Genomic DNA, 19300 nt, shown 5'->3' with positions numbered 1-19300 from the left:
AGTATTTATTGTCCATATAAGGAAAACTTAAGAAATTATGAATGTTTTATGACAAAAAGAAAATTCGCGTGAAAAGTGATTATATGAAAGGCCGGTAATAATCAAACAAATTGATAATATCATAATCGGATAAAACCTCCTGGTCAAACGCCTTTTTACTAAAACCGGAACTAAAGTTTTGTCGCTTCAGTATGTGGCAGAGGCATGCTCCAGCGATATCTGATATTCATTACCGAAATCGCCGTCAAACCAGTAGCTGATGCTTTGTGTTTCCTGATCGTAAGCCATGGACCATCGCGTCTTCCATTCCCCCTTCTGCGCAGTCCGCCTGAGAACCTCCGTCACCTGCTGTCTCGTCATTACTCCTGCGTTTGCTTCATAAGCGGAGCACAGTTCTTCATAGCGCTTCTGCGCGTTTTCCCCGCCGGCAGAGCTGTCGCCTTTCGCAAGATTAAAATTGGTGGCGCAGCTGGCGTTCACAGTGATCATCTTCCCGTCCATAAACTCCAGTACAACGGATTTTCCCGTGGCATCGGAAACAGCCAGATGATGGCTGATGCCGCCCGATGCATGGATATCATATTTTTCAAGCACGCTATCGCCTCGTCAACCGTTGCGGCCTGATTCAGCAGCAGCCGGGTTGCCGTTGTCATAGTCAGATCCGGCCTGCCGGTATCCATATCTGTCATACCGCCTTCATTGACCTCCAAATCAGCGACACAGAGCCCCGCCTCATTAATTCCGTCCATGGGGACATAAAGAGCCGCTATCGTAAGCATTTTATTCATAAGATTATCCGGCCTGAGCTCCGTGCTGTTTGTAATATTCTGCAGATCACAGGTGGATATGGAAGCATAGCCGTCATCAGGAACACATTTTACAAGAACCGTCACAGTTTCTGTCCAGTCAAAATTGCGTCCCCACACATGCTTCCCATTTTCATCCATTGCGGAGATTACGCTGCATCCGGGGCCGCTCTCTTCTATTTCAACAGAGTAAAAGCCTTTTGATATATATTGGGTAAGAAAGGCAGCCACTTCATCGTCGGAAGAAGCCCCGCCCGCTTCCAGGAATTCCTGAAAATGATAGTCTCCGTTTACTTCCATGTAATAGACCGGAAGTTCCTCTGATTCCTTCCGGATACTCCCTGTAATCGCCAGTTCCTCCCGGAACGCAAGCCACGCTCCCCCTGCTGTCAGCAAAATCAGTACCACAACTATTATCAGTACAATCCAGACCATGTTCTTTTTTCGGCCGTTCCTTTTCATTTCTGCTCCTATCCGCCGCACCTGCAGGCACTTTTTACTCCGGCTGCTTCTCTTATCCTGAAAAACAGTTTGAAATTTCCCTGTCTGGTCAGTATAAAGCTTTGCTGCCTGTCCCGGCAACCAGCGATATCGTATCCTGCAGATTCACGGAGGTAAGATGCAAAAAAGGGACGGTAAGCTTCGCCCCGTCCCATAAAAATCCATTATGGAAAAACATTCCTGTACAAAAGCACTTCCGGCCGGCAGTATCAGCAGAATAGGAAAAACACCGTACATCCGGACTGGAAAACCACATTCTTATTCTGTATGATACCGCTCCTTCAGGCTGTCATTCATCCTGTCTGCCGTTTTTTTATCCTGATAGAAGGAAACGGCCAGCGTAATGGCATACACCCCCAGTATAAGAAGAATATATACAGCAACCTCCGCCGCCCTGTGTATATTAATCCAGTTCCATCGCCTGCGCTTTAAGGCGGGCTATGATTTGGAGAAGCTCAGGAGTCATTTCACGGCATCTGAAAATAATCTGTTCTTCTTCAGATTCCTTCGGCTCCTCAATTATAATTTTCAATGCCTCACCTCCTGCTTTCCTTTTACATCGTCAGTTTAACATATCTTCGCTTTCCCAGCCACCCTTTTTCCCGTCCACACGGAATCTTCTGCCGCCCGCCTGCTGATACAGGCGGTGTGATATGGAAATTACGGTGCGCCGTTTTGATGCCTCCTGCAGCGCTGCCAGGACTTTATTTTCGGTAACTGAATCCAGATTGGCGGTAATTTCGTCCAGCAAAAGTATATCCGGATCAGCCGCTACCGCTCTTGCAATGGACAGCAGCTGCAGCTGTCCCTGAGAGAACAGGCCGGGCTTGTAAGGAGTATCCCAGCCCTTTTCCAAAGCATTGACAGATTCCCACAAGCCTGCTGTTTTCAGCGCTTTTTCTATCTGTTCCGCGGAAATATCCGGGCTTTTAAGCGTAATCTGATCTGCTATGGTACCTGGAATTACGGGAAAGGACTGCTCCACATATCCGAAAAGCTTTCTTTTCTGCCTGTCCGGAATCTGATCCGCGTCCATTCCGAATATCCTTATCCGGCCGCTCCAGGGGCGGTACAACCCCAGCAAAAGCTTGAAAATTGTACTTTTTCCCGTGCCGGTGCGGCCGATAAGAGTTACATTCTCTCCGGGCATCACCGTCAAATCCACGTCATGAAGTATTTCCTGTTCCCTTTCATAACCAAAGCTTACCTTATCAAGCTCCGCCGCAGGCATATTGGTTCCGGCGCCAGGGGGTGCGCCGAAGCGGGCGGAATAACTGTTTTGGATATTCCGGAGCTTTGGCAGTTCTATATCCTCCGGCGGCATTTTCCGTTCTTCTTCCCGCAGGAATTCATTAATTCTGTACACGCCGGCCACGGCAGACTGAATATTCTGTATTTCCATGCCGATGCTTTCCAATGGTTCGAATACTTTTCCCACATAGGCGATAACCGCGACCGCCGTTCCGGCAGACATACCGAAAAAAGCCTGCATCGCTCCCCCCTTTGCGGCAAAAATCATCATGACTGCAATCAATACCGAGCTTATCGTAATGACAATCGGAGAATAGACTGCGTCATAGAAATTGGCTTTTTCCACCGCATGGTAGCTTTGCTGTATATAGCTGCCGTACTTTTTTTCCATAAAAGCTTCTTTATGGAAGGAACGGATCATTCTGATATTTTTTATCGTTTCCGGCACATGATTATTCGCACGTCCAACCGCCGCCCGGTTGACCAGCTGGGCGGAAAGCATACGCTTCTGAAACAGGCGCGTCAACACATATAAAAGCGGGGTAACGAGCATCATCAGGATTCCCAGGCCTTTGCTTTTAACGAAAATAACGGCAAGAATACTGATTACCTTACATAGATCTGCGGCCATGCCGATTATTCCGGAGGTAAAGAGCGCCTCCACCGTATCTACGTCATTAACAAAACGGGAAACCGTAACACCGGGTTCGTTCTTCTGGAAATAAGCGGCAGGAAGCCTGGAAAGCTTGGCACACATCTCATGGCGCAGCCCCCGGGTAATCTTCTGACCGAAAACCGTAATCAGGCTTTCTTTGGATGCGTCAAAGAGGCCGGCGGCAGTCAGGAGAAAAAAATAGGAAAATACAAGGAACATCGAAAAGGTCCTGCCTTCTGTCAACCGGTTAATCAATGTCTCCAGAACCAGCGGCGGTAAGATTCCCAGAATAGTCGTTCCTGCAATTGTAAACAGCAGGCCGGCGGAAAGCAAGGGATGTTCTCTTATCGTAACCAGAGCGGAAGAAAATACCGGGCTTTTATGCTTCATGGTGTCCGCCTCCCTTCTCCTGCATCCGATATAAATCGGCATAATCAGCGTTCGTTCTCATCAGCTCCTCATGGCAGGATACGGTAACCCTGCCGTCGGACATCCAGAGCACCTGATTCAGCTCAGGAAAAAGCGCCAGCCTGTGTGTCAGAAGAAGGACAACGCTGTCCCGGGCCAATTCCCTTAGATTTTTCATAATTTCTTTTTCCGTTTCTGTATCCACTGCGGAAAAAGGGTCATCCAGTATCATTACCGGCTTTCTGTGGCAGAGCGTCCTTGCCAGTGCGATTCTCGCCTGCTGTCCTCCCGACAGGCGCACACCGCCGTTTCCCACAAGCGTATGTATTCCATCCGGCATTTTGGCAGTTTCTTCTTCCATGCGGACCGCACGCAGATATTTTAGTGCATTTCCTTCGTCGCCCAGCAGGATATTTTCTTCAATATCCGCACTGATAAGCTCCGGCTGATGTCCCATGTATCCCACCATGCCGCTGAGCTCCTCCTGCGTCATTCCGGCCAGTTCCCGCCCGCCAATGCGAATGCTTCCCTGGTAAGCGGACTCCTGAAGGAATACTCTTCCCAGGGTGGATTTTCCGCAGGCGACCGGACCAGTTACGCCAATGATTTCACCCGGGCCGGCTGAGAAGGAAACCTCCTGAAATACCGGAGGGCCGCCCTGGTAGGAAAAGGACAGTCCGGATACCACGAGACTCGCCGGCTTCCCTGCTGTTATATCCTGTTCCGGCTCCTCCTCCTGCATAAAAGGCTGAATCCGTTTCCATGACACCTGTGCCTTCTGCACCGAATTAAACAGCTTGGCCGCCTTGGAGGATTTGGCCGCCAGCTTGGTAAAGCAGGAAAGAAATGTGGTAAATGCCGCGATATCCCAGGCGGTCCAGCCGCTGCCCAGCACATTTTTGCCGCCAAACCACAGAATAAAAACAGCTCCCATCATGGATATGATCTGATACAAAGGCTGCATGGCGTTTTCCCAGATATTCGCACTCACTGCTTTTTTCTCATAATCGGCAAGGCAGATTTCATAGTCGGCATTCCTGTTCTCATCCTGTCCGTAGACCCGGTAGGTCAATGCGTTTTCCACACGATCAAGCGTGGCCTCATTCAAACGCCCTGCGCTTTCCTTTCCGGCCGCAGCACAGCGTGATACTGTCTTTTTCAGCTTCTCCGCAATGAAATATGCGGCCGGAGGAAAACACATGGAAAGCAATGTAAGGCGCCAGTCATAAATAAACAGCATAACGAGATAAGCCGCCATGACCACGCCCGTGTCAAAAATTTCCGTCGTGAATTTTCTCATTCCCTCCACACAGACATCCACATCGGAAATCGCTCTGGTCATCATGGCGCCTGCGCTTTCCTTCTCCAGCTCTTCTTTTTTCTTATGCACCAGGCTGCGGTAAAGGACCTGCTTCATATCCCGGTTAATATGGTTTGCAAACCGCCTGACAAACAGCCGTTTCATATAACGCATAGTCTGCACCACAAGGATAACGGCCACATAGAGCAATGCCAGCCCCACCATATCCGCAAAAACTTTTTTCCCCAGAATTATATCACACAGACGCTGAGCCAGCTGACCTTCAAACCAGGGGCCTGCCGTCATACCCACGTTGTAAAAAATACCGGCGACCGTTATGACGGCCAACGTCCATTTTTCCATATGAAAATAGGTCGCAATCCGCTCCGGCTTTTCAATTCTCCGAGACTCCCCCTCCATGCTCAGTCCTCCTCCCCGTCGGAAAGCGTTTCCTGTCCGGGATGCTCCGCTTGTCCCCCTTCATCCTTCAGCCGTTTTGTAACATGGGGAAAGCCATTTCTGCTTTCTGTTTTGGAACGCAGGTAAAGAAGCTCAAGAATCTGTAAAAAATCTGCTTTTTCCTTTTCCGGCAGTTCCTCTATAAGCCATTCATAAAAAGCGGCTTCCACCGAGGCCTTGGAATTTTTAAGAGTATCCGCCTTATCAGTGGCGTAAAGCAGCTGGCTCCGGCCGTCTGCAGGGTTCCCTCTTCGGATAAGATATCCTTTCTGTTCCAGGCTCGCCACCCTCCTTGCCACCGCGCCCTTATCCATGTTCAAACGACAGCTGATTTCCTTCTGGGAAATCCCAGGCTCATGTCTTACCAGATGAATCAGATCAAATTCTCCCGTCCCAATACCTGACTCCCTCATTGTATGCAAAGTCAGTTTATTTACTTCTCTTGCGATTTTAGTGATTTGCCTTTTTGTTGCATCCATATTTATCCTCTTGATAAGTACTATTTTTTATTGGAAAGATATTGCCACAAAGATGTACCATCAACTAAATAGATGATAGTACATCTTTCTCTTTAAAGCAACAAAATTTATTGCAGATATCATATTTGTATGACAAGTATACCTTTCAATGCTATAATCATAATATTGCTTTGCGTTTAAGGAGGATGATTATGTCAGGACGCTGTATGTAAAATCTAATATTAATAAACGAAAAAGTCAATATACTTATCCCAGCACCTCTTTATACACCCTCAGCACATTCCCGGAAAGAATCTTATCAATCTCAGATGCGCGGAAGCCTCCCTTTTCAAATGCGTCCACAAGCAGCGGCATACAGGAAGCATCCGGCAGCTCATCATGCGTCTTGATCCCGTCAAAATCAGTTCCAAGACCGAGGCAGTCAATCCCTCCCACCTTCACAATGTGCTTCGCATGCTCTACAATCGCGTCAATCGAACCATAGGTAGCCTCGCCATCCGGAACGTCGGTCAGAAATGCAGGGCAAAAATTAAGACCTGTCACACCGCCTTTTTCCGCCAGCAGGCGGATCATATCATCCGTCAGATTCCTTACCCAGCCGCAGACGGAACGGGCGTTGGAATGGCTGGCGACAAAAGGTTTTTTTGAAACACGCAGCACATCCATAAAGCCGGCATCGGACAGGTGGGACACATCAACGATCATGCCCAGCAGCTCCATTTCCTCAACAAAAGCAATCCCGGTCTCCGTCAGTCCCTGCGTAGTATTGGCTTTCCTGAAATCCGGGCGGAAGCTTTCTCTGTCAACTCCCTGTCCCGGCTGTTCCAGATTGGGCCAGCCCAGTTCATTGGGATAGTTCCAGGTAAGGGTAAGCATTCGGACGCCCAGACGATATAAATCTCTTAAAAAAGCCGGATTTCCCTTGCAGACGCCGCCCTCCTCGATTGTCAGAACAGAAGACATTTTTCCTGCAGCCCTATTGTTCTCAATATCCGTATAGGAAAAGGCGGGCAGAATCAAATCTGAATTTTTCCCAATCTCTTCATAATATAAATCGGCCAGCTCCAAAACCTCTTCCAGCGGATTTTCACAGCCGCGAAGATGCACAAATAATGCAAAATTCTGAAAAAGGTAACCACCCTTTTTCATTTTTTCCAGATCAATATGTAATTTGTTGTGTCTTAAGGTATTCTCCCTGATTTCCTCCGGATCACCCTTTCTTCTTATCTCCAGCAGTTCCGATATGGTGTCGCAGTGCATGTCTGCAATTCTCATGTGATATCTTTCCGCGCATACCTTCCATGCGCCTGTTTTATTTTGGCCGGTAAAAATATCCAATTATTCCCCCGCAGTATGCTGCAAAGCTGAAAAGATATCAGCTTTCATACCACGGCCCTGCAATTCATCTATATTCGTATAGTTCTGCTTCGATTCCAATCCCATATCCGGCAGTTCATTAAAAAGGGACGGCAGCTTAAAAAAACTGTCCGTCCATTCTCAATACTGCCCAAAAACCGTCTGCCGTTCCCGTTCTATTCCTTTCCGGAATCTTCTGCGGCATCCTCCGGCGCATCTTCCCTTTCCGGCTCTGATGTATTATCTGATTCCGGATGTTCATCGTCCGTTTTATTCTCCGCGGCTGAAGCAGCCTCTCCGGCTTCAGCGCTCTCAGGCTCTGCCTGCCAGACAGTTCCGCCAGGGCCGACCCTAAAGGCCTTAACCCCTTTATTGGCGAGCATCTGGGAAACGATTACCAGGATAATGCCTGCAATCAGGGTAAAAATAGCGATAAACTGAGAGGTAGACAGACTGCCTACACTTCCTCTGCCCAGATCTCCCCGGTAAAATTCCAGGATAAAGCGGCCTATACTGTAAAAAATCAGATAAAACGCGCCGACCTGCCCTTCCGCCTTCTTCCTTTTTGCAATATTAATGAGTATAAAAAAGTTTACAAAATTCAGCAGGCTGGATATTTCCTGCGTGGGAATCAGAGCTACGCCGTTCGGTGCAAAATCCGAATGGGTAAAGGTAATTCCCAGAGGACTTTCAGTCTCCCGTCCATAGCAGCAGCCAGCCAGGAAACAGCCAATACGGCCGAAGCCCTGTGCCAGAGCAACGGAAGGCGCCGCCAGGTCAAAGTAGGAAAGGAAGTTCACCTTCTTATGCCTGCAATACAGATATCCGCCCAGAATACCTCCTATCAGGCCGCCGTAAACTACCCAGCCGTTCTGAAGGGAATGCAGGATAAAAGCCGGATCGGCAATAATTTCATCAATTACGGTAATACAGTAAAGTATTTTAGAACCAAGATAACCGAAAATCAGGCACCACAACACCAGCCCGAATATCTTCTCCGGATCCAGCTTCAGCTTCTTTGCCCTGCTTTCCGCCGTCAGATATGCCGCAATGATACCGATTCCTATCATCAGTCCATACCCATAAACAGTAAATGGGCCAATGGAAAATAACTCATTCTTCATATGTTTCTTCCTTCCTTTATGCAGACTATCCATCAGTTACCGGCTTTTTCGTCAAACTGCCAAAAAAGCTTATCTGCTATTCTACCATTCTTCTTCTGACAGCGCAATCTTTTTAAAGGGCAATCTTTTAAAGGGCAATAAAAATCACTGCCGCTCCCAGCATAATCTGAATGATGGCAAAACGGAACACTGTCTGCGTATTGGACCATTCCCACACCTTCCTGGCCTGATCATGAAGCGGGGTCCTTACCCTGGTAAGGATTCTGATTTTGAGAAAGCGGAGCAGGAAAACCTTCACCAGTCCCAGCCCGCCGTCCAGAATCAGCACAAGAGCTACCGGGATGTACAAAAGAGGGCTTCCTGTTTTCAGCACCGCAATGCTGATAAACAGACCCATGGCCCGGGATCCGGCATCCCCCATCATCAGCCTGCTGGGCGTGGCATTGTACCACAGATATCCCAGAATGCACACACAGAACAGTAAAATCAGATAGGAAAAGCTGTCGCCCCTGCTCTGCAGCAAATCCACCAGATATATTATCATCAGCGTAATAATGGTCAGCGTTCCGGATAATCCGTCCACGCCGTCCGAACAGTTCGTCACATTAATGGACACCCATACGAGCACCACAGTCAGAATGCCAAACAGGACAGGCGGTACGGTTATCGCAGTTCCCGTAAGAAGGATGGTAATATCATTGGAATTAAAGTTAAGGAAGGTTACGGCTACCATAACCGCAATCACCAAATCCAGGAACCCTTTTTTATACTCTCCCCATGGAGTCTTGGCGCAGTCATCAAGAAAACCTGTAATCATCGCCGCTCCTGTAAGTATCAGGTAAATCACCATCTCCCTGTTTACCTGTCCAAAAAGAAGTGCCGCCGCAATAAATACCAGGACAAATAAAAATCCGGCTCCTCTCGGTTTACCGGCGGATTTTTTCCCGTCTACTGCAAATTCCCTTCCCTGATCTCTGGGAAGCATTCCCATTCCCTTCCACATTACGAGGCACGTTGCCGCAAAGGCAAATAAAATCCCAATAAATGCTGTGGTCTTGATTCCGGCTTCTCCGGCGATAAAATTTATCATCTGTTTCAGATACCTTTCTGTAAAGATTGAATGTTATGGCCATTCTTACATATTCTATCATTAACATGTCCAAAATGGAATGATATATTTCAATAAAAATCGGTTTTGCCCTTTTCAAATCCAACGAAAAAGGCTACAATAATAATGATAAAGGAGGTATGCCTGTTATGAAAATCGACATGCATTGCCATGTAAAGGAAGGCTCTATTGACAGCAGGGTTTCCATGGAGGAATATATACAGCTTCTTCAGTCGAAAGGCTTCGGCGGCATGGTCATCACAGACCACGACACCTACAACGGCTACCGTTTCTGGAAGAAAAATCTGAAGGATAAAAAATATACGGACTTTAAAGTTTTTAAAGGAATCGAATATGACACCATCGGCGCCGGGCATATTCTGGTTATCGTCCCGGAGACGATCAAGCTGCGCATTCTGGAGCTGCGCGGCCTGCCTCTTAATATCCTGATTTCCATCGTCCATTCCTATGGCGGTGTGCTCGGTCCGGCCCATCCCTGCGGGGAAAAATATATGAGCTTCCGCAACACAAGAACCTACCGGCGTGACCCGAAAATTGTGGAACAGTTTGACTTTGTGGAGGTTTTCAACGCGTGTGAGGATGAAGAATCCAATGCAACAGCCTGCCGTCTTGCCGACAAATACCATAAACCAGGCATAGGCGGAAGCGACTCTCACAAAACCGACTGTGTGGGACTGGCCTATACGGAGGTCCCCGACACGGTGCAGACCGAAACCGACCTTATTAACTGTATCCGTGCACAGGAGGTTATCGGCTGCGGCGGATCGCTCTACCGCAGGACAACCAAGGAACGGATTGGCAAGGTAAATACCGTACTCGTTTATTCCTTCTGGTTCTACAACAAATTTTTCACCCTTGTCAAGACGCATAAGCGCAACAGAAAGCTGAGGGCGGAATATTCGGATCGGGAAGCACAGATTTAGTGTCCGTATATCAATTTCATAAATAACTATAAGAGCAGGCTTCAACGGCATCAGCCGTTTTTCCTGCTCTTTTGTGTGCGAAGATCTTTCCTGTCCCTGCGGACGAAATTAAAAACGCCCTGCGGCAGTTCGAACACACATACAATACCCAGGACAATGGCAACCGCCGCTTTGACAGCGGCAAAGCCGGCCTCCCCGGCTTCTGTCAGCTGATCCGTCACCATATAAAACGCGGACCAGTAAATACCAGCTCCCGGCACCAGCGGTATGATTCCCGATATCAGAAAAATGGTAACCGGACACTTCTCCCTCACAGCCCCCATCCGGGAAAGGAATATCACCAGCACCGAAGCAAAAAAGGTGGCTTCCGCAGCATTCAGCACCGGCTCCAGAAGACAGTACATCAACCAACCGGCTCCCCCGATAAGGCCGCAGTAGGGATAATACTTTCTCGGGACGCCGAAAAGCAGGGCAAAAGCCACGGTTCCCAACGCCGCAGCAAGAACCTGAGTTACAATCATAGCAGCATACCTCCCGTCAGCCTGTGATAAACGGTAATGACCACCCCAACCCCCACTGCAATGCAAAGGAATACCAGAATCGCATCCAGCATCCGAACCGCACCGGCAATATAATCCCCATCCGCAATATCCCGGATGCCGTTCGTGAAGGGGATTCCCGGGACAAGCGGGATAATGGCGCCGATTATCATGTGGTTCAGCGCATCCCCCAGATGGATTTTATACATGAAAATACACAGCAGTGTAACCAGCGCGCCGCCGCCGATATTACCTATAATTTTTGACATCCGCGGCTGGCTCAGTTCCAGCACATACACATACAGGAGGAAACCGGCGATAAACGCCCCCAGGCTGTCCCGGAAGCTTCCGCCAAACATGATGCAGAAGCAGGCGCTGCCTACCGCAGAGGCCAATATCTGCATCTGCTTTGTTTTACGCGGCATATTCTCTATCTGATTTAATTGTTCCCGCACTTCCTCTATCGTATAACGCCCTTCCACAATTTCTCTGGAAAGCTGGTTGACCGCCGCCACCCTGTCCAGCTGCGCTCCCCGCACAGGAATATGGCGCACCTGGGCGTAAACGGATTCCTTCTCATTGCCCGCCGTAATAAAAATACCGTTGCTTAAAATAAAAGCGCTTTCGGATTCCACACCGAAATGATCACACATCCGCGTTATGGTTTCCTCCACCCTGAAAATTTCCGCCCCGTTCTGCAGCAGGATATTCCCCGCCTGCATGGCGCATTCCAGAACCAGGCTCCTTTGGGTATTTTCCGCAGTTTCCTTTTGCGGTATTTGTGATTTTTGTGATGTAACTGCCGTTGCTGTCTCTTCCATTCTTCTGTCTCCCGGCTACATCTGCCTGCGCACAATGCGGTATTCGTCATCCAGCTGAAAATAGGGACAATTGTCAAAGGATGCGCTTAAAAATCGCACCATTTCATCCTCGTCCAGATCCATATCACATATGTAGCAGTCATAATCCTCATCAAATTTATAATTGATGCAGCATTCACAGTTTCCCGATGCCATTTTCCATGTCCTTTCCTATCCGTTTATAAATAAAAATAATAATAAAACTTATTCCTGTCTACCCGCACCGGCCCATGCATCCAGCATCGCTTTCACAGAGCGGGACATTTCCTCGCTGAAGCTGCAGTTCCACTTTCTTTCGCAGAAAGCACGTAAACGGCGCTCCAACTCCTCTCCATGCCAGTTTTCCTTATCCTCAAGCATTCTGAGCATGTTGTCGGATTTCTGAAGATCATATCTGTTTTCATGGACAATATCCTCCAGTGCAAAACGGGGAGTCTGTTTTCTCGCCGCCTGCTGTGCTGTAGGATAGCCGCCCACCACCATGGCAACCGGCGCCACATAATCCGGCAGCCCCAGCAGCCTGCGGTGCTCCTCATAGTTTTCAAGGATATCCCCGATATAGCAGGTTCCAAGCCCCAGGGCATCCGCGGCGGTTACAGCCGTCTGGGCGGCTATTATGGTATCCTCCGCCGCCAGCAGGAAATCGCCGTAGGAGGGCTTGCGCACCACCTCCTTCACCTGACAGAACGCCTGATACCATCTTCTGTAATCCGCACAATAGACCAGGACAAGCGGCGCCGTTGCAATAAACGGCTGGTTGTCGCAGGTGACCGCCAGCCTGTCCTTCAGCTTTTGTTCCTTTACATCAATAATTGTATACAACGTCATGTTTCCTGCAGTGGCGGCGCGCAGGGAGGCCTCCAGTATCCGGTGCCTGTCAGCCTCCGCAATCTCCCTGTCCTCAAAAACGCGCACCGATTTTCTTCTCATCAGCAAATCCAGGGTTTCATTTGTATTTTGTTCCACAGCCGTTATATTCCTTTCCGTCCTGATTCTTTTATTAGTCCTGAAATTTATTTTCTTTTATATTTGCCCGTTACTGTCTGCCTGTTGCTTCGTATATCTTACCACACCTTCCTTGATCGTCTCAAGTACACAGATATCGCAGATTTTCCCTGGATCAACAGCCATGGGATTATCACTCAGGATCACCATGTCGGCAAGCTTGCCCTCCTCCAGTGTTCCCTTCCTGTCCTCTTCGAAATAAGCATAGGCTCCGTTGACCGTAACCGCCTGAAGCGCTTCAAAAACGCTGACTCTCTGCTCCGGGCCGATTTCAACGCCGTTTCTTGTAATACGATTGACTGCGCACCATACGGTATGAAGCATTTTAGGCTGCACCACAAGGGGATCCTGATGGAAGTTCACCTTCAGCCCACGGTCAAAAGCAGAACGGGCCGGGCTTATCCGGCTTCCCCTCACCCTTCCCAGGTTTTTCAGGTGAATATCTCCCCAATAATAGGTATGCGCCACAAAAATGGATGGTATCATGGAGAGCTCAGCCATCCGGTCAAGCTGATCATCACGTACGGTCTGGCAGTGTATCATCACCGGCCGCAGCTGACTTTTATGGGGATTATCGCTTTCCGACAGCGCTTTTTCGTAGATATCAAGAAACTGCTCCGATGCGGCGTCGCCATTGCAGTGGGCAAGAAGCTGTTCATCTCTGGCTATGGCCTCTTTTGCATATTTGAAAACCTCTTCATCCGTTTTCGCAGGATATCCGCGGTAATCCTTTTCCCCCTCATAAGGGCTGCTCAGCCATGCTGTTTTTCCCTGAGGCGAACCATCAAGCACGATTTTCAATCCGCCGATTTTAAAATGGTTCCGGTAGGTTTTGTCATAATCCGCATATTCCTTCAGCAAATCACCTGTATTATCATCCATGACCGGATAGGAAACCACGTCGATAACCAGATTCCCCTGGCTGGCAGCCCGGGCGAAGTTCTTGATATCGCCGGCGCCGGCGGCTCCGTCCTGGCAGGTGGTAATTCCATTTTTAAGATAGGTTTCCTGTGCGCTGACGATCTGCGCATCCACATCCATTTTCAGCCTGGGAGCCGCCGCCATCAGCATCTGACCGATGGCTCCCATCTCCTCCGCATAACCGTCAGGCTCCATCGTTCCCGCCACCCGTCCGAATCTCGCCCCTTCGGGATCCGGAGTGCTGCTGCTGATTCCCGCCAGCTTCAGCATGGCGGAATTACCTGCGCCCATATGGCTTGAGGTATGCAGCACATAAATCGGTATTTCTTCAGAAACCCTGTCAAGCACCGATTTATCAGGATGCCGCTGTTCTTTCAGGAAATTATGATCATAACCGAACCCCATGATGATACCATCCGGCCCTATCTGCTTTTCGGCCTGATAGGCCTTCAGTGTTTCTACTATACCATCAAAATCCGTACATTCCGAAAGATCCGCCAGTGACGTAAACTGCGCCACCATGGATATATGTCCGTGGGGATCGATAAAAGACGGCATCAGGGTTTTCCCCTGCAGATCTGTTTCCTCCGCCCCGTCCCCGCAAAGCTTTCTTGCGCCCTCCAGACTGCCTGTATAAATAATTTTTCCGTCTTCCTCCACCAGGCTTTCCACATAATCATTTTCGGCCTTCATTGTGAGAATCGGGCCGCCGTAATATAAGGTTTTCGCCATAATGCCTCCATTCCTGCAGACAGGGCATTTTTTCCCGCCCCGCAATCTGCCAATCCCTGTTATTATACATCTTTTTGCGGATAATATATCTTTTCCCCGGTAAAATCGTAACTTTCCAATACCCTCACAGTTACTAAAAATCATACTTTTTCAATCCTTCAGGTCCAACATACCTATTCTAGCACACTCCCCTGCGGCATGCCACCAGGTTTTGCATTAACAGAAATAACAGGAATAAAAAACCGGCATAATAAAAAAAGCTCCGGTTCCGGATATTTCATCCTTCCCCGAAAGCTTTTCCGGCCAACTGCTTCACTGTATACTTTGGCGCTTTCCTGTGATTATTTTATCTATCAGGCCATATTCCTTAGCCTCCTGGGCTGTCATGAAATGATCCCTGTCCGTATCCCTTTCCACCTCTTCTTCTGTTCTGCCGCAGTTTTGGGCCAGGATACGGTTCAGGCGGCGTTTGCTACGCTGTATATGCTCCGACATGATTCGGATATCGCTCGCAGGTCCTTGGATGCCGCCGCTTACCGCAGGCTGGTGTATCATGATCTCGGCATTGGGCAGCGCCATCCGTTTTCCCTTCGTCCCCCCGGCAAGAAGGAAGGAACCGAAGCTTGCCGCCAGACCGATGCACAGCGTGCACACATCACATTTGATAAACTGCATGGTGTCATATATGGCAAAGCCGGCCGACACGGATCCGCCCGGACTGTTGATATACAGCTGGATATCCCTTTCCGGATCCTCCGCCTCCAGGTACAAAAGCTGCGCAATAATCAGCTCCGCCGATGCATCGCCAACTTCTTCTCCCAGAAAAATAATCCGATCGGACAGAAGCTTTGAAAAAATATCATAGCTTCTCTCACCCCGATCATTTTTTTCTATAACATAAGGTACATAACTCATGCGGCAGCCCTCTCTTTCCAGTTGCTGCCCATGAAGGAGCTCTCCGCCCTGTAAAGCCGGTTTTCAATCACAGCCCTTGTTTTCTTCGGATAAAATACGCCGTTTCTCCGATAAATGCCCGGAGCACACTGATATTCCCTGTGAAATGCCAGTGTAAAGGCCTGCTGTGAATTATAGTGAGCCTCATAGGCTATCTCCACAATGGGTTTTTCCGTCTCCACCAGCTGCCTTGCGGCCTCCGTCAGCCTGCGCATCTGAATATATTTATATATGGTACAGCCCGTGACAACTGCGAAAACCCTGTTGATATGGAATTTGGAATAACCAAGCTTATCCGCTATACTTTCCAGACATAAATCCTCATGCAGATTATCCTCCACGTATGCTGCCACCGCCTCAGCTATCTGTTTTTCGTCCAATGCTGTCGCTCCTTTGCTCTTTTGACTGTAATTATAGCAGGTATCACTCCCACAGTCTTTATATAAAATGACATCTTTTCCTGCGGCGCAGGGAGTTCGTTCACAGTTACTATCCAAACGAGGTGTAATTTTAACATATATTTTCCCAGTTAAAAACCGGGGAAAAAGCAGGATGCTTTCATTCCCCGGCTGTCGTTATTCTGTCAGATGCTTTTCAGCTTATCAATACGGCCATTTTGTATCGCTCCGATATTTTCAGCGATTTTCTTCTCCGGCCAATCCCACCACTTCAGCGCTTTTAAGTAAACCGTCTGCCTGTCCCCGGTTCTGGGATATATTTTTTGTTCCGGAATAGTCATTTTAAAATCCTCCTGCTGATTTTTTATTTACCGTTAACTATTCCGGCCACTGCAATGCAGAGCCTCATAAACCTCACCCCGTTTTATTTATAAATATGCCGGGAATTATGGCATTCCATATTTCCCGGCAAAAATTTATATTTGCAGCAATTGTCTGGCTGCATCACAATTACTGTTTACTTTCCAAAATTTTATCAATACTTACCAGCTTTACGCAAAGGACAAAAAGCTTTGTCGCCTGGATCAGCTCATCCATAGGAGGGAATGACGGCGCAATACGGATATTGCTGTCATGAGGATCCCTGCCGTAAGGATAGGTTGCGCCGGCACCGGTCATTACCACACCGGCTTCCTTAGCTTTCGCCACAATTGCCCTGGCACAGCCGTCCAGCGCATCAAAGGAAATGAAATAACCTCCCTTGGGCTTTAACCAGGAACCGATTTCCAGTCCATCAAGCTCCTGTTCAAGGATATTCAGAACTGCTTCGAACTTGGGACGCATAACAGCCGCATGCTTCATCATATGTGATTTGATGCCGTCCAGGTTCTTAAAATATCTTACATGGCGCAGCTGATTCAGCTTATCGTGTCCGATTGTCTGGATGGCCATCTGCTTTTTAATATCCTTCAGGTTATTATAGGAAGCGGAAATTGCCGCAACACCGGATCCGGGGAAGCTGATTTTGGAAGTGGAGCTAAATTTGTATACCATATCCGGATTTCCGGCCTTCTCACATTCCTCCAGAATCTCCAGAATCGTATCCTGGTCATCCTCATAAAGATGATGTACATTATACGCATTGTCCCAGTAAATACGGAAATCCTCTGCCGCGGGCTTCAGCCTTGCAAAACGGCGGACCGTTTCATCAGAATAGGTAATGCCCTGAGGATTGGAATACTTCGGCACACACCAGATGCCCTTGATCGCCGCGTCCTCGCTTACCAGCTTCTCTACCATATCCATATCCGGCCCTTCGGGGGTCATGGGTACGTTAATCATTTCAATACCAAAATATTCAGTGATGGCAAAATGCCTGTCATAGCCGGGAACCGGGCATAAAAACTTCACCTTATCCAGCTTGCACCAGGGAGTGCTTCCCATCACGCCATGAGTCATGGAACGCGCTACGGTATCATACATAACATTCAGGCTGGAATTTCCATAAATAATGATTTTATCGGCAGGCACCTCAATCAGGTCCGCCAGCAGTTCCTTGGCTTCCTGAATACCGTCGATAACGCCGTAATTTCTGCAGTCAATACCCTCACGGCACTTTAAATCGGTGGCGCTGTTGAGAACATCCATCATTCCCATGGAAATATCAAGCTGCTCAGCTGACGGCTTTCCCCTGGACATATCCAGCTTCAGGCCTAAATCCTGGAATTTTCTGTATTCCGCTTCCAGTTCATTTTTGAGAGTGAGCAGTTCTTCCTTACTTCTGTCTTTGTACGCCTTCATTCCACTTCTCCTTTTCTCCTCATGATTATAAAAAGAAGCTGATTTCATTCAATCAGCCACCACAACCCAAACAGCGAATCTTGTTTGGCGGTTGACAGCATTTTTTCTTATAATATTATGCACAATTAAGGTGAGTTGTCAAGTGTTTCCGTTTTAACGTGCTAATCTGTGAAAGGGAAATCTGAATGACAAGCCTGTAATTTTCCGAAATAATCAGGATCCAAAACTGTGTCGGCAGAAAATTATGTATAATTTCATAATTCACGCCGCTCCTCATCCGTCAAAAAACGCAATTCATTAAAAATATGTCCTTTTTACCGGGGCAATCTGTAGTAGTAGCCGAAATTATGCCCCCATCCAGCATCGCCAGGTAATTTTAACGATATTATGAAAAGATTGAAGGAAGAATTCCCTCCCCCGCCCTCTTACGTATAACGGCAGAATGCGCTGCTGTCTCCCCGCTTTCCCCCTCAAAAAGAAAGATAGGAGACCTGCTTTCCAAAAAACGCTCAGCGGTTCCATGATATAAAAATTTCGGCGGCTCTGCTTCCGCCAATTCCACATCCACAGGCACGCTGTGTCCCTGATTAATCAAGACTCCCTACCGGTGTATCATGGCAGGGAGCCTTCTCCTGAAATATTCCTTTTACCGGAAAAACCGGGAAATATCATTAAACATCACAAATACCATGAGTATCATCAGAACCACAAAGCCGGCGAAATGCACCATGCCTTCCCTTTCAGGAGGAACCGGTTTTCCACGGATCGCTTCGATAATAAGGAATACAAGCCGTCCGCCGTCCAGAGCAGGCAGCGGAAGCAGATTCATCACACCCAGGTTCACGCTCAGAAGCAGCGCAATGTTGATCATATTCAGAATTACCACCCAGATACCGTAAGGCTCCGCCTGCTCCTTCACCTCGCCGATTACCTGCGCCACGCCGATAGGTCCCGATATGTCATCCTTTGTGGCTTTTCCCTGAATCAGCATTCCCAGGCTCTTGATGGTTGCCCGAAGGCTGTAGCGTACCTCATAATAGCTGTATTTGAAAATTCCTGCATTCCGGCAGTCCACGTACTCTCCATAGCCGTTAAAGCCCAGCAGATACCGTCCTTCTTGTTCATTGTATTTGGGTGTCAGGGTAACCGTGTGCTTTTCCCCGTCGCGCAGGAATTCGATGTTCATGGTTTCTCCCGCGCCCACATAGGTATTCAGCCAGATTTCGCGGGCTACATAAATACGTTCCCCATTCATTCTGGTAATAAGATCCCCCGGCTGCATTCCTGCTTCCTGTGCCGGATAACCGTCAATCAGACCGTTCAGCACCGGACGGTCGCTGCCCGTATAGCCAACTACAATCATGGCCAGGATATAAGCCAGAATGAAGTTGAAAAAAGGTCCCGCAAACACAGTGGAAATTCTTGCCCAGACACTGGCATTGGGGAAAGCGCCTTCCGACGGGGTCCCCTTGTCGGCATCAAGCCCGTCTTCTCCTTCGAACATACACGCGCCGCCGATAGGAAAAAGGCGCAGTGAATATTCCGTTCCCCCCTTGTTAAAGTGAAGCAGCTTCGGCCCCATGCCAACGCTGAACTCCACTACCGTGATCCCGTTGACCTTCGCCAGAAGGAAATGCCCCAGCTCATGCCCGATCACAATCACTCCAAATATCAGGACAAATAACACAATAGTCAATTGA

General features: G+C 48.4%; 20 protein-coding genes and 1 pseudogene. 1 reads left to right on the top strand and 20 read right to left on the bottom strand.

Features of this window, described 5'->3' with window-relative positions:
• Nucleotides 1–186: 186 nt before the first annotated feature.
• From FYJ45_RS30550 to FYJ45_RS08150, 9 genes are all read right to left on the bottom strand, one after another.
• Nucleotides 187–501: a hypothetical protein gene (locus FYJ45_RS30550; protein ID WP_235930721.1), complete on the bottom strand. Its 315-nt coding sequence runs from the start codon at nt 499–501 to the stop codon at nt 187–189.
• On the bottom strand, nt 486–1268 hold the full coding sequence (locus FYJ45_RS08185) for a linear amide C-N hydrolase (protein WP_235930720.1): 783 nt from the start codon (nt 1266–1268) through the stop codon (nt 486–488). Before FYJ45_RS08185 ends, FYJ45_RS30550 begins: the two co-directional genes overlap by 16 nt.
• Nucleotides 1269–1710: 442 nt before the next feature.
• A complete protein-coding gene (locus FYJ45_RS31405; RefSeq protein ID WP_268890925.1) occupies nt 1711–1839 on the bottom strand; it encodes a hypothetical protein in 129 nt (42 codons plus the stop codon).
• Between the two features lie 30 nt (nt 1840–1869).
• The gene (locus FYJ45_RS08175) at nt 1870–3603 is read right to left on the bottom strand and encodes an ABC transporter ATP-binding protein (RefSeq protein WP_154464208.1); all 1734 of its coding nucleotides are present in this window, start codon (nt 3601–3603) and stop codon (nt 1870–1872) included.
• Nucleotides 3593–5341, bottom strand: a complete 1749-nt coding sequence (locus FYJ45_RS08170; RefSeq protein ID WP_154464207.1) for an ABC transporter ATP-binding protein — start codon at nt 5339–5341, stop codon at nt 3593–3595. Before FYJ45_RS08170 ends, FYJ45_RS08175 begins: the two co-directional genes overlap by 11 nt.
• 2 nt (nt 5342–5343) lie before the next feature.
• Entirely contained in the window at nt 5344–5859 is a 516-nt protein-coding gene (locus FYJ45_RS08165; RefSeq protein WP_154464206.1) for a MarR family winged helix-turn-helix transcriptional regulator, read from the bottom strand.
• A 246-nt stretch (nt 5860–6105) separates the two neighbouring features.
• Nucleotides 6106–7134: a dipeptidase gene (locus FYJ45_RS08160; protein WP_154464205.1), complete on the bottom strand. Its 1029-nt coding sequence runs from the start codon at nt 7132–7134 to the stop codon at nt 6106–6108.
• Between the two features lie 257 nt (nt 7135–7391).
• Nucleotides 7392–8339, bottom strand: coding sequence for a prolipoprotein diacylglyceryl transferase (locus FYJ45_RS08155; RefSeq protein ID WP_154464204.1), 948 nt, complete (start codon nt 8337–8339; stop codon nt 7392–7394).
• Nucleotides 8340–8466: 127 nt separating this feature from the next.
• Complete coding sequence (locus FYJ45_RS08150; RefSeq protein ID WP_154464203.1) at nt 8467–9429, bottom strand: MraY family glycosyltransferase; 963 nt, start codon at nt 9427–9429, stop codon at nt 8467–8469.
• Nucleotides 9430–9596: 167 nt separating this feature from the next.
• Here FYJ45_RS08150 and FYJ45_RS08145 point away from each other — a divergent pair, with 167 nt between their 5' ends.
• The gene (locus FYJ45_RS08145; protein WP_154464202.1) at nt 9597–10391 is read left to right on the top strand and encodes a PHP domain-containing protein; all 795 of its coding nucleotides are present in this window, start codon (nt 9597–9599) and stop codon (nt 10389–10391) included.
• Between the two features lie 50 nt (nt 10392–10441).
• Here the strand turns inward: FYJ45_RS08145 and FYJ45_RS08140 are convergent, their stop codons facing one another.
• The 11 genes and pseudogenes from FYJ45_RS08140 to rseP form a co-directional block, all read right to left on the bottom strand.
• Entirely contained in the window at nt 10442–10909 is a 468-nt protein-coding gene (locus tag FYJ45_RS08140) for a threonine/serine exporter family protein (protein ID WP_276890843.1), read from the bottom strand.
• Entirely contained in the window at nt 10909–11751 is an 843-nt protein-coding gene (locus tag FYJ45_RS08135; protein ID WP_117530529.1) for a threonine/serine exporter family protein, read from the bottom strand. The genes FYJ45_RS08140 and FYJ45_RS08135 overlap by 1 nt, the downstream gene beginning before the upstream one ends.
• Nucleotides 11752–11766: 15 nt before the next feature.
• Complete coding sequence (locus FYJ45_RS08130) at nt 11767–11946, bottom strand: DUF6472 family protein (RefSeq protein ID WP_021635858.1); 180 nt, start codon at nt 11944–11946, stop codon at nt 11767–11769.
• Between the two features lie 48 nt (nt 11947–11994).
• Nucleotides 11995–12756 carry a nitroreductase family protein gene (locus FYJ45_RS08125; RefSeq protein ID WP_276890746.1) on the bottom strand — a complete coding sequence of 254 codons (762 nt, stop codon included), beginning with the start codon at nt 12754–12756 and terminating at the stop codon, nt 11995–11997.
• Between the two features lie 57 nt (nt 12757–12813).
• Nucleotides 12814–14448, bottom strand: a complete 1635-nt coding sequence (locus FYJ45_RS08120; RefSeq protein ID WP_154464200.1) for an amidohydrolase — start codon at nt 14446–14448, stop codon at nt 12814–12816.
• Between the two features lie 312 nt (nt 14449–14760).
• Nucleotides 14761–15363, bottom strand: a complete 603-nt coding sequence (locus FYJ45_RS08115; RefSeq protein WP_154464199.1) for an ATP-dependent Clp protease proteolytic subunit — start codon at nt 15361–15363, stop codon at nt 14761–14763.
• Nucleotides 15360–15782: a helix-turn-helix domain-containing protein gene (locus FYJ45_RS08110; protein WP_021635862.1), complete on the bottom strand. Its 423-nt coding sequence runs from the start codon at nt 15780–15782 to the stop codon at nt 15360–15362. The genes FYJ45_RS08115 and FYJ45_RS08110 overlap by 4 nt, the downstream gene beginning before the upstream one ends.
• A 203-nt stretch (nt 15783–15985) precedes the next feature.
• Nucleotides 15986–16141, bottom strand: coding sequence for a hypothetical protein (locus tag FYJ45_RS29520; RefSeq protein WP_195841729.1), 156 nt, complete (start codon nt 16139–16141; stop codon nt 15986–15988).
• 169 nt (nt 16142–16310) lie between these two features.
• Nucleotides 16311–17600 (bottom strand): aminotransferase class I/II-fold pyridoxal phosphate-dependent enzyme, encoded by a 1290-nt coding sequence (locus FYJ45_RS08100; protein ID WP_154464198.1) that lies wholly within the window; start codon nt 17598–17600, stop codon nt 16311–16313.
• Nucleotides 17601–18102: 502 nt separating this feature from the next.
• A pseudogene (locus tag FYJ45_RS32625) lies at nt 18103–18189 on the bottom strand (RNA 2'-phosphotransferase); the annotation flags it as partial.
• A 57-nt stretch (nt 18190–18246) separates the two neighbouring features.
• The gene (rseP, locus tag FYJ45_RS08095) at nt 18247–19296 is read right to left on the bottom strand and encodes an RIP metalloprotease RseP (RefSeq protein ID WP_154464197.1); all 1050 of its coding nucleotides are present in this window, start codon (nt 19294–19296) and stop codon (nt 18247–18249) included.
• Between the last annotated feature and the right edge of the window lie 4 nt (nt 19297–19300).

The sequence above is a fragment of the Eisenbergiella porci genome (assembly GCF_009696275.1).
GTDB classification, from domain to species: domain Bacteria; phylum Bacillota; class Clostridia; order Lachnospirales; family Lachnospiraceae; genus Eisenbergiella; species Eisenbergiella porci.
The sequence above is the reverse complement of the archived record's forward strand: the minus strand, read 5'-3'. Positions and strand labels throughout refer to the sequence as shown.

Coding starts and splice junctions, on each gene's coding strand:
- FYJ45_RS30550 (WP_235930721.1), bottom strand. CDS start 501: ATGGACGGGAAGATGATCACTGTGAACGCCAGCTGCGCCACCAATTTT.
- FYJ45_RS08185 (WP_235930720.1), bottom strand. CDS start 1,268: ATGAAAAGGAACGGCCGAAAAAAGAACATGGTCTGGATTGTACTGATA.
- FYJ45_RS08175 (WP_154464208.1), bottom strand. CDS start 3,603: ATGAAGCATAAAAGCCCGGTATTTTCTTCCGCTCTGGTTACGATAAGA.
- FYJ45_RS08170 (WP_154464207.1), bottom strand. CDS start 5,341: ATGGAGGGGGAGTCTCGGAGAATTGAAAAGCCGGAGCGGATTGCGACC.
- FYJ45_RS08165 (WP_154464206.1), bottom strand. CDS start 5,859: ATGGATGCAACAAAAAGGCAAATCACTAAAATCGCAAGAGAAGTAAAT.
- FYJ45_RS08160 (WP_154464205.1), bottom strand. CDS start 7,134: ATGAGAATTGCAGACATGCACTGCGACACCATATCGGAACTGCTGGAG.
- FYJ45_RS08155 (WP_154464204.1), bottom strand. CDS start 8,339: ATGAAGAATGAGTTATTTTCCATTGGCCCATTTACTGTTTATGGGTAT.
- FYJ45_RS08150 (WP_154464203.1), bottom strand. CDS start 9,429: ATGATAAATTTTATCGCCGGAGAAGCCGGAATCAAGACCACAGCATTT.
- FYJ45_RS08145 (WP_154464202.1), top strand. CDS start 9,597: ATGAAAATCGACATGCATTGCCATGTAAAGGAAGGCTCTATTGACAGC.
- FYJ45_RS08135 (WP_117530529.1), bottom strand. CDS start 11,751: ATGGAAGAGACAGCAACGGCAGTTACATCACAAAAATCACAAATACCG.
- FYJ45_RS08130 (WP_021635858.1), bottom strand. CDS start 11,946: ATGGCATCGGGAAACTGTGAATGCTGCATCAATTATAAATTTGATGAG.
- FYJ45_RS08120 (WP_154464200.1), bottom strand. CDS start 14,448: ATGGCGAAAACCTTATATTACGGCGGCCCGATTCTCACAATGAAGGCC.
- FYJ45_RS08115 (WP_154464199.1), bottom strand. CDS start 15,363: ATGAGTTATGTACCTTATGTTATAGAAAAAAATGATCGGGGTGAGAGA.
- FYJ45_RS29520 (WP_195841729.1), bottom strand. CDS start 16,141: ATGACTATTCCGGAACAAAAAATATATCCCAGAACCGGGGACAGGCAG.
- FYJ45_RS08100 (WP_154464198.1), bottom strand. CDS start 17,600: ATGAAGGCGTACAAAGACAGAAGTAAGGAAGAACTGCTCACTCTCAAA.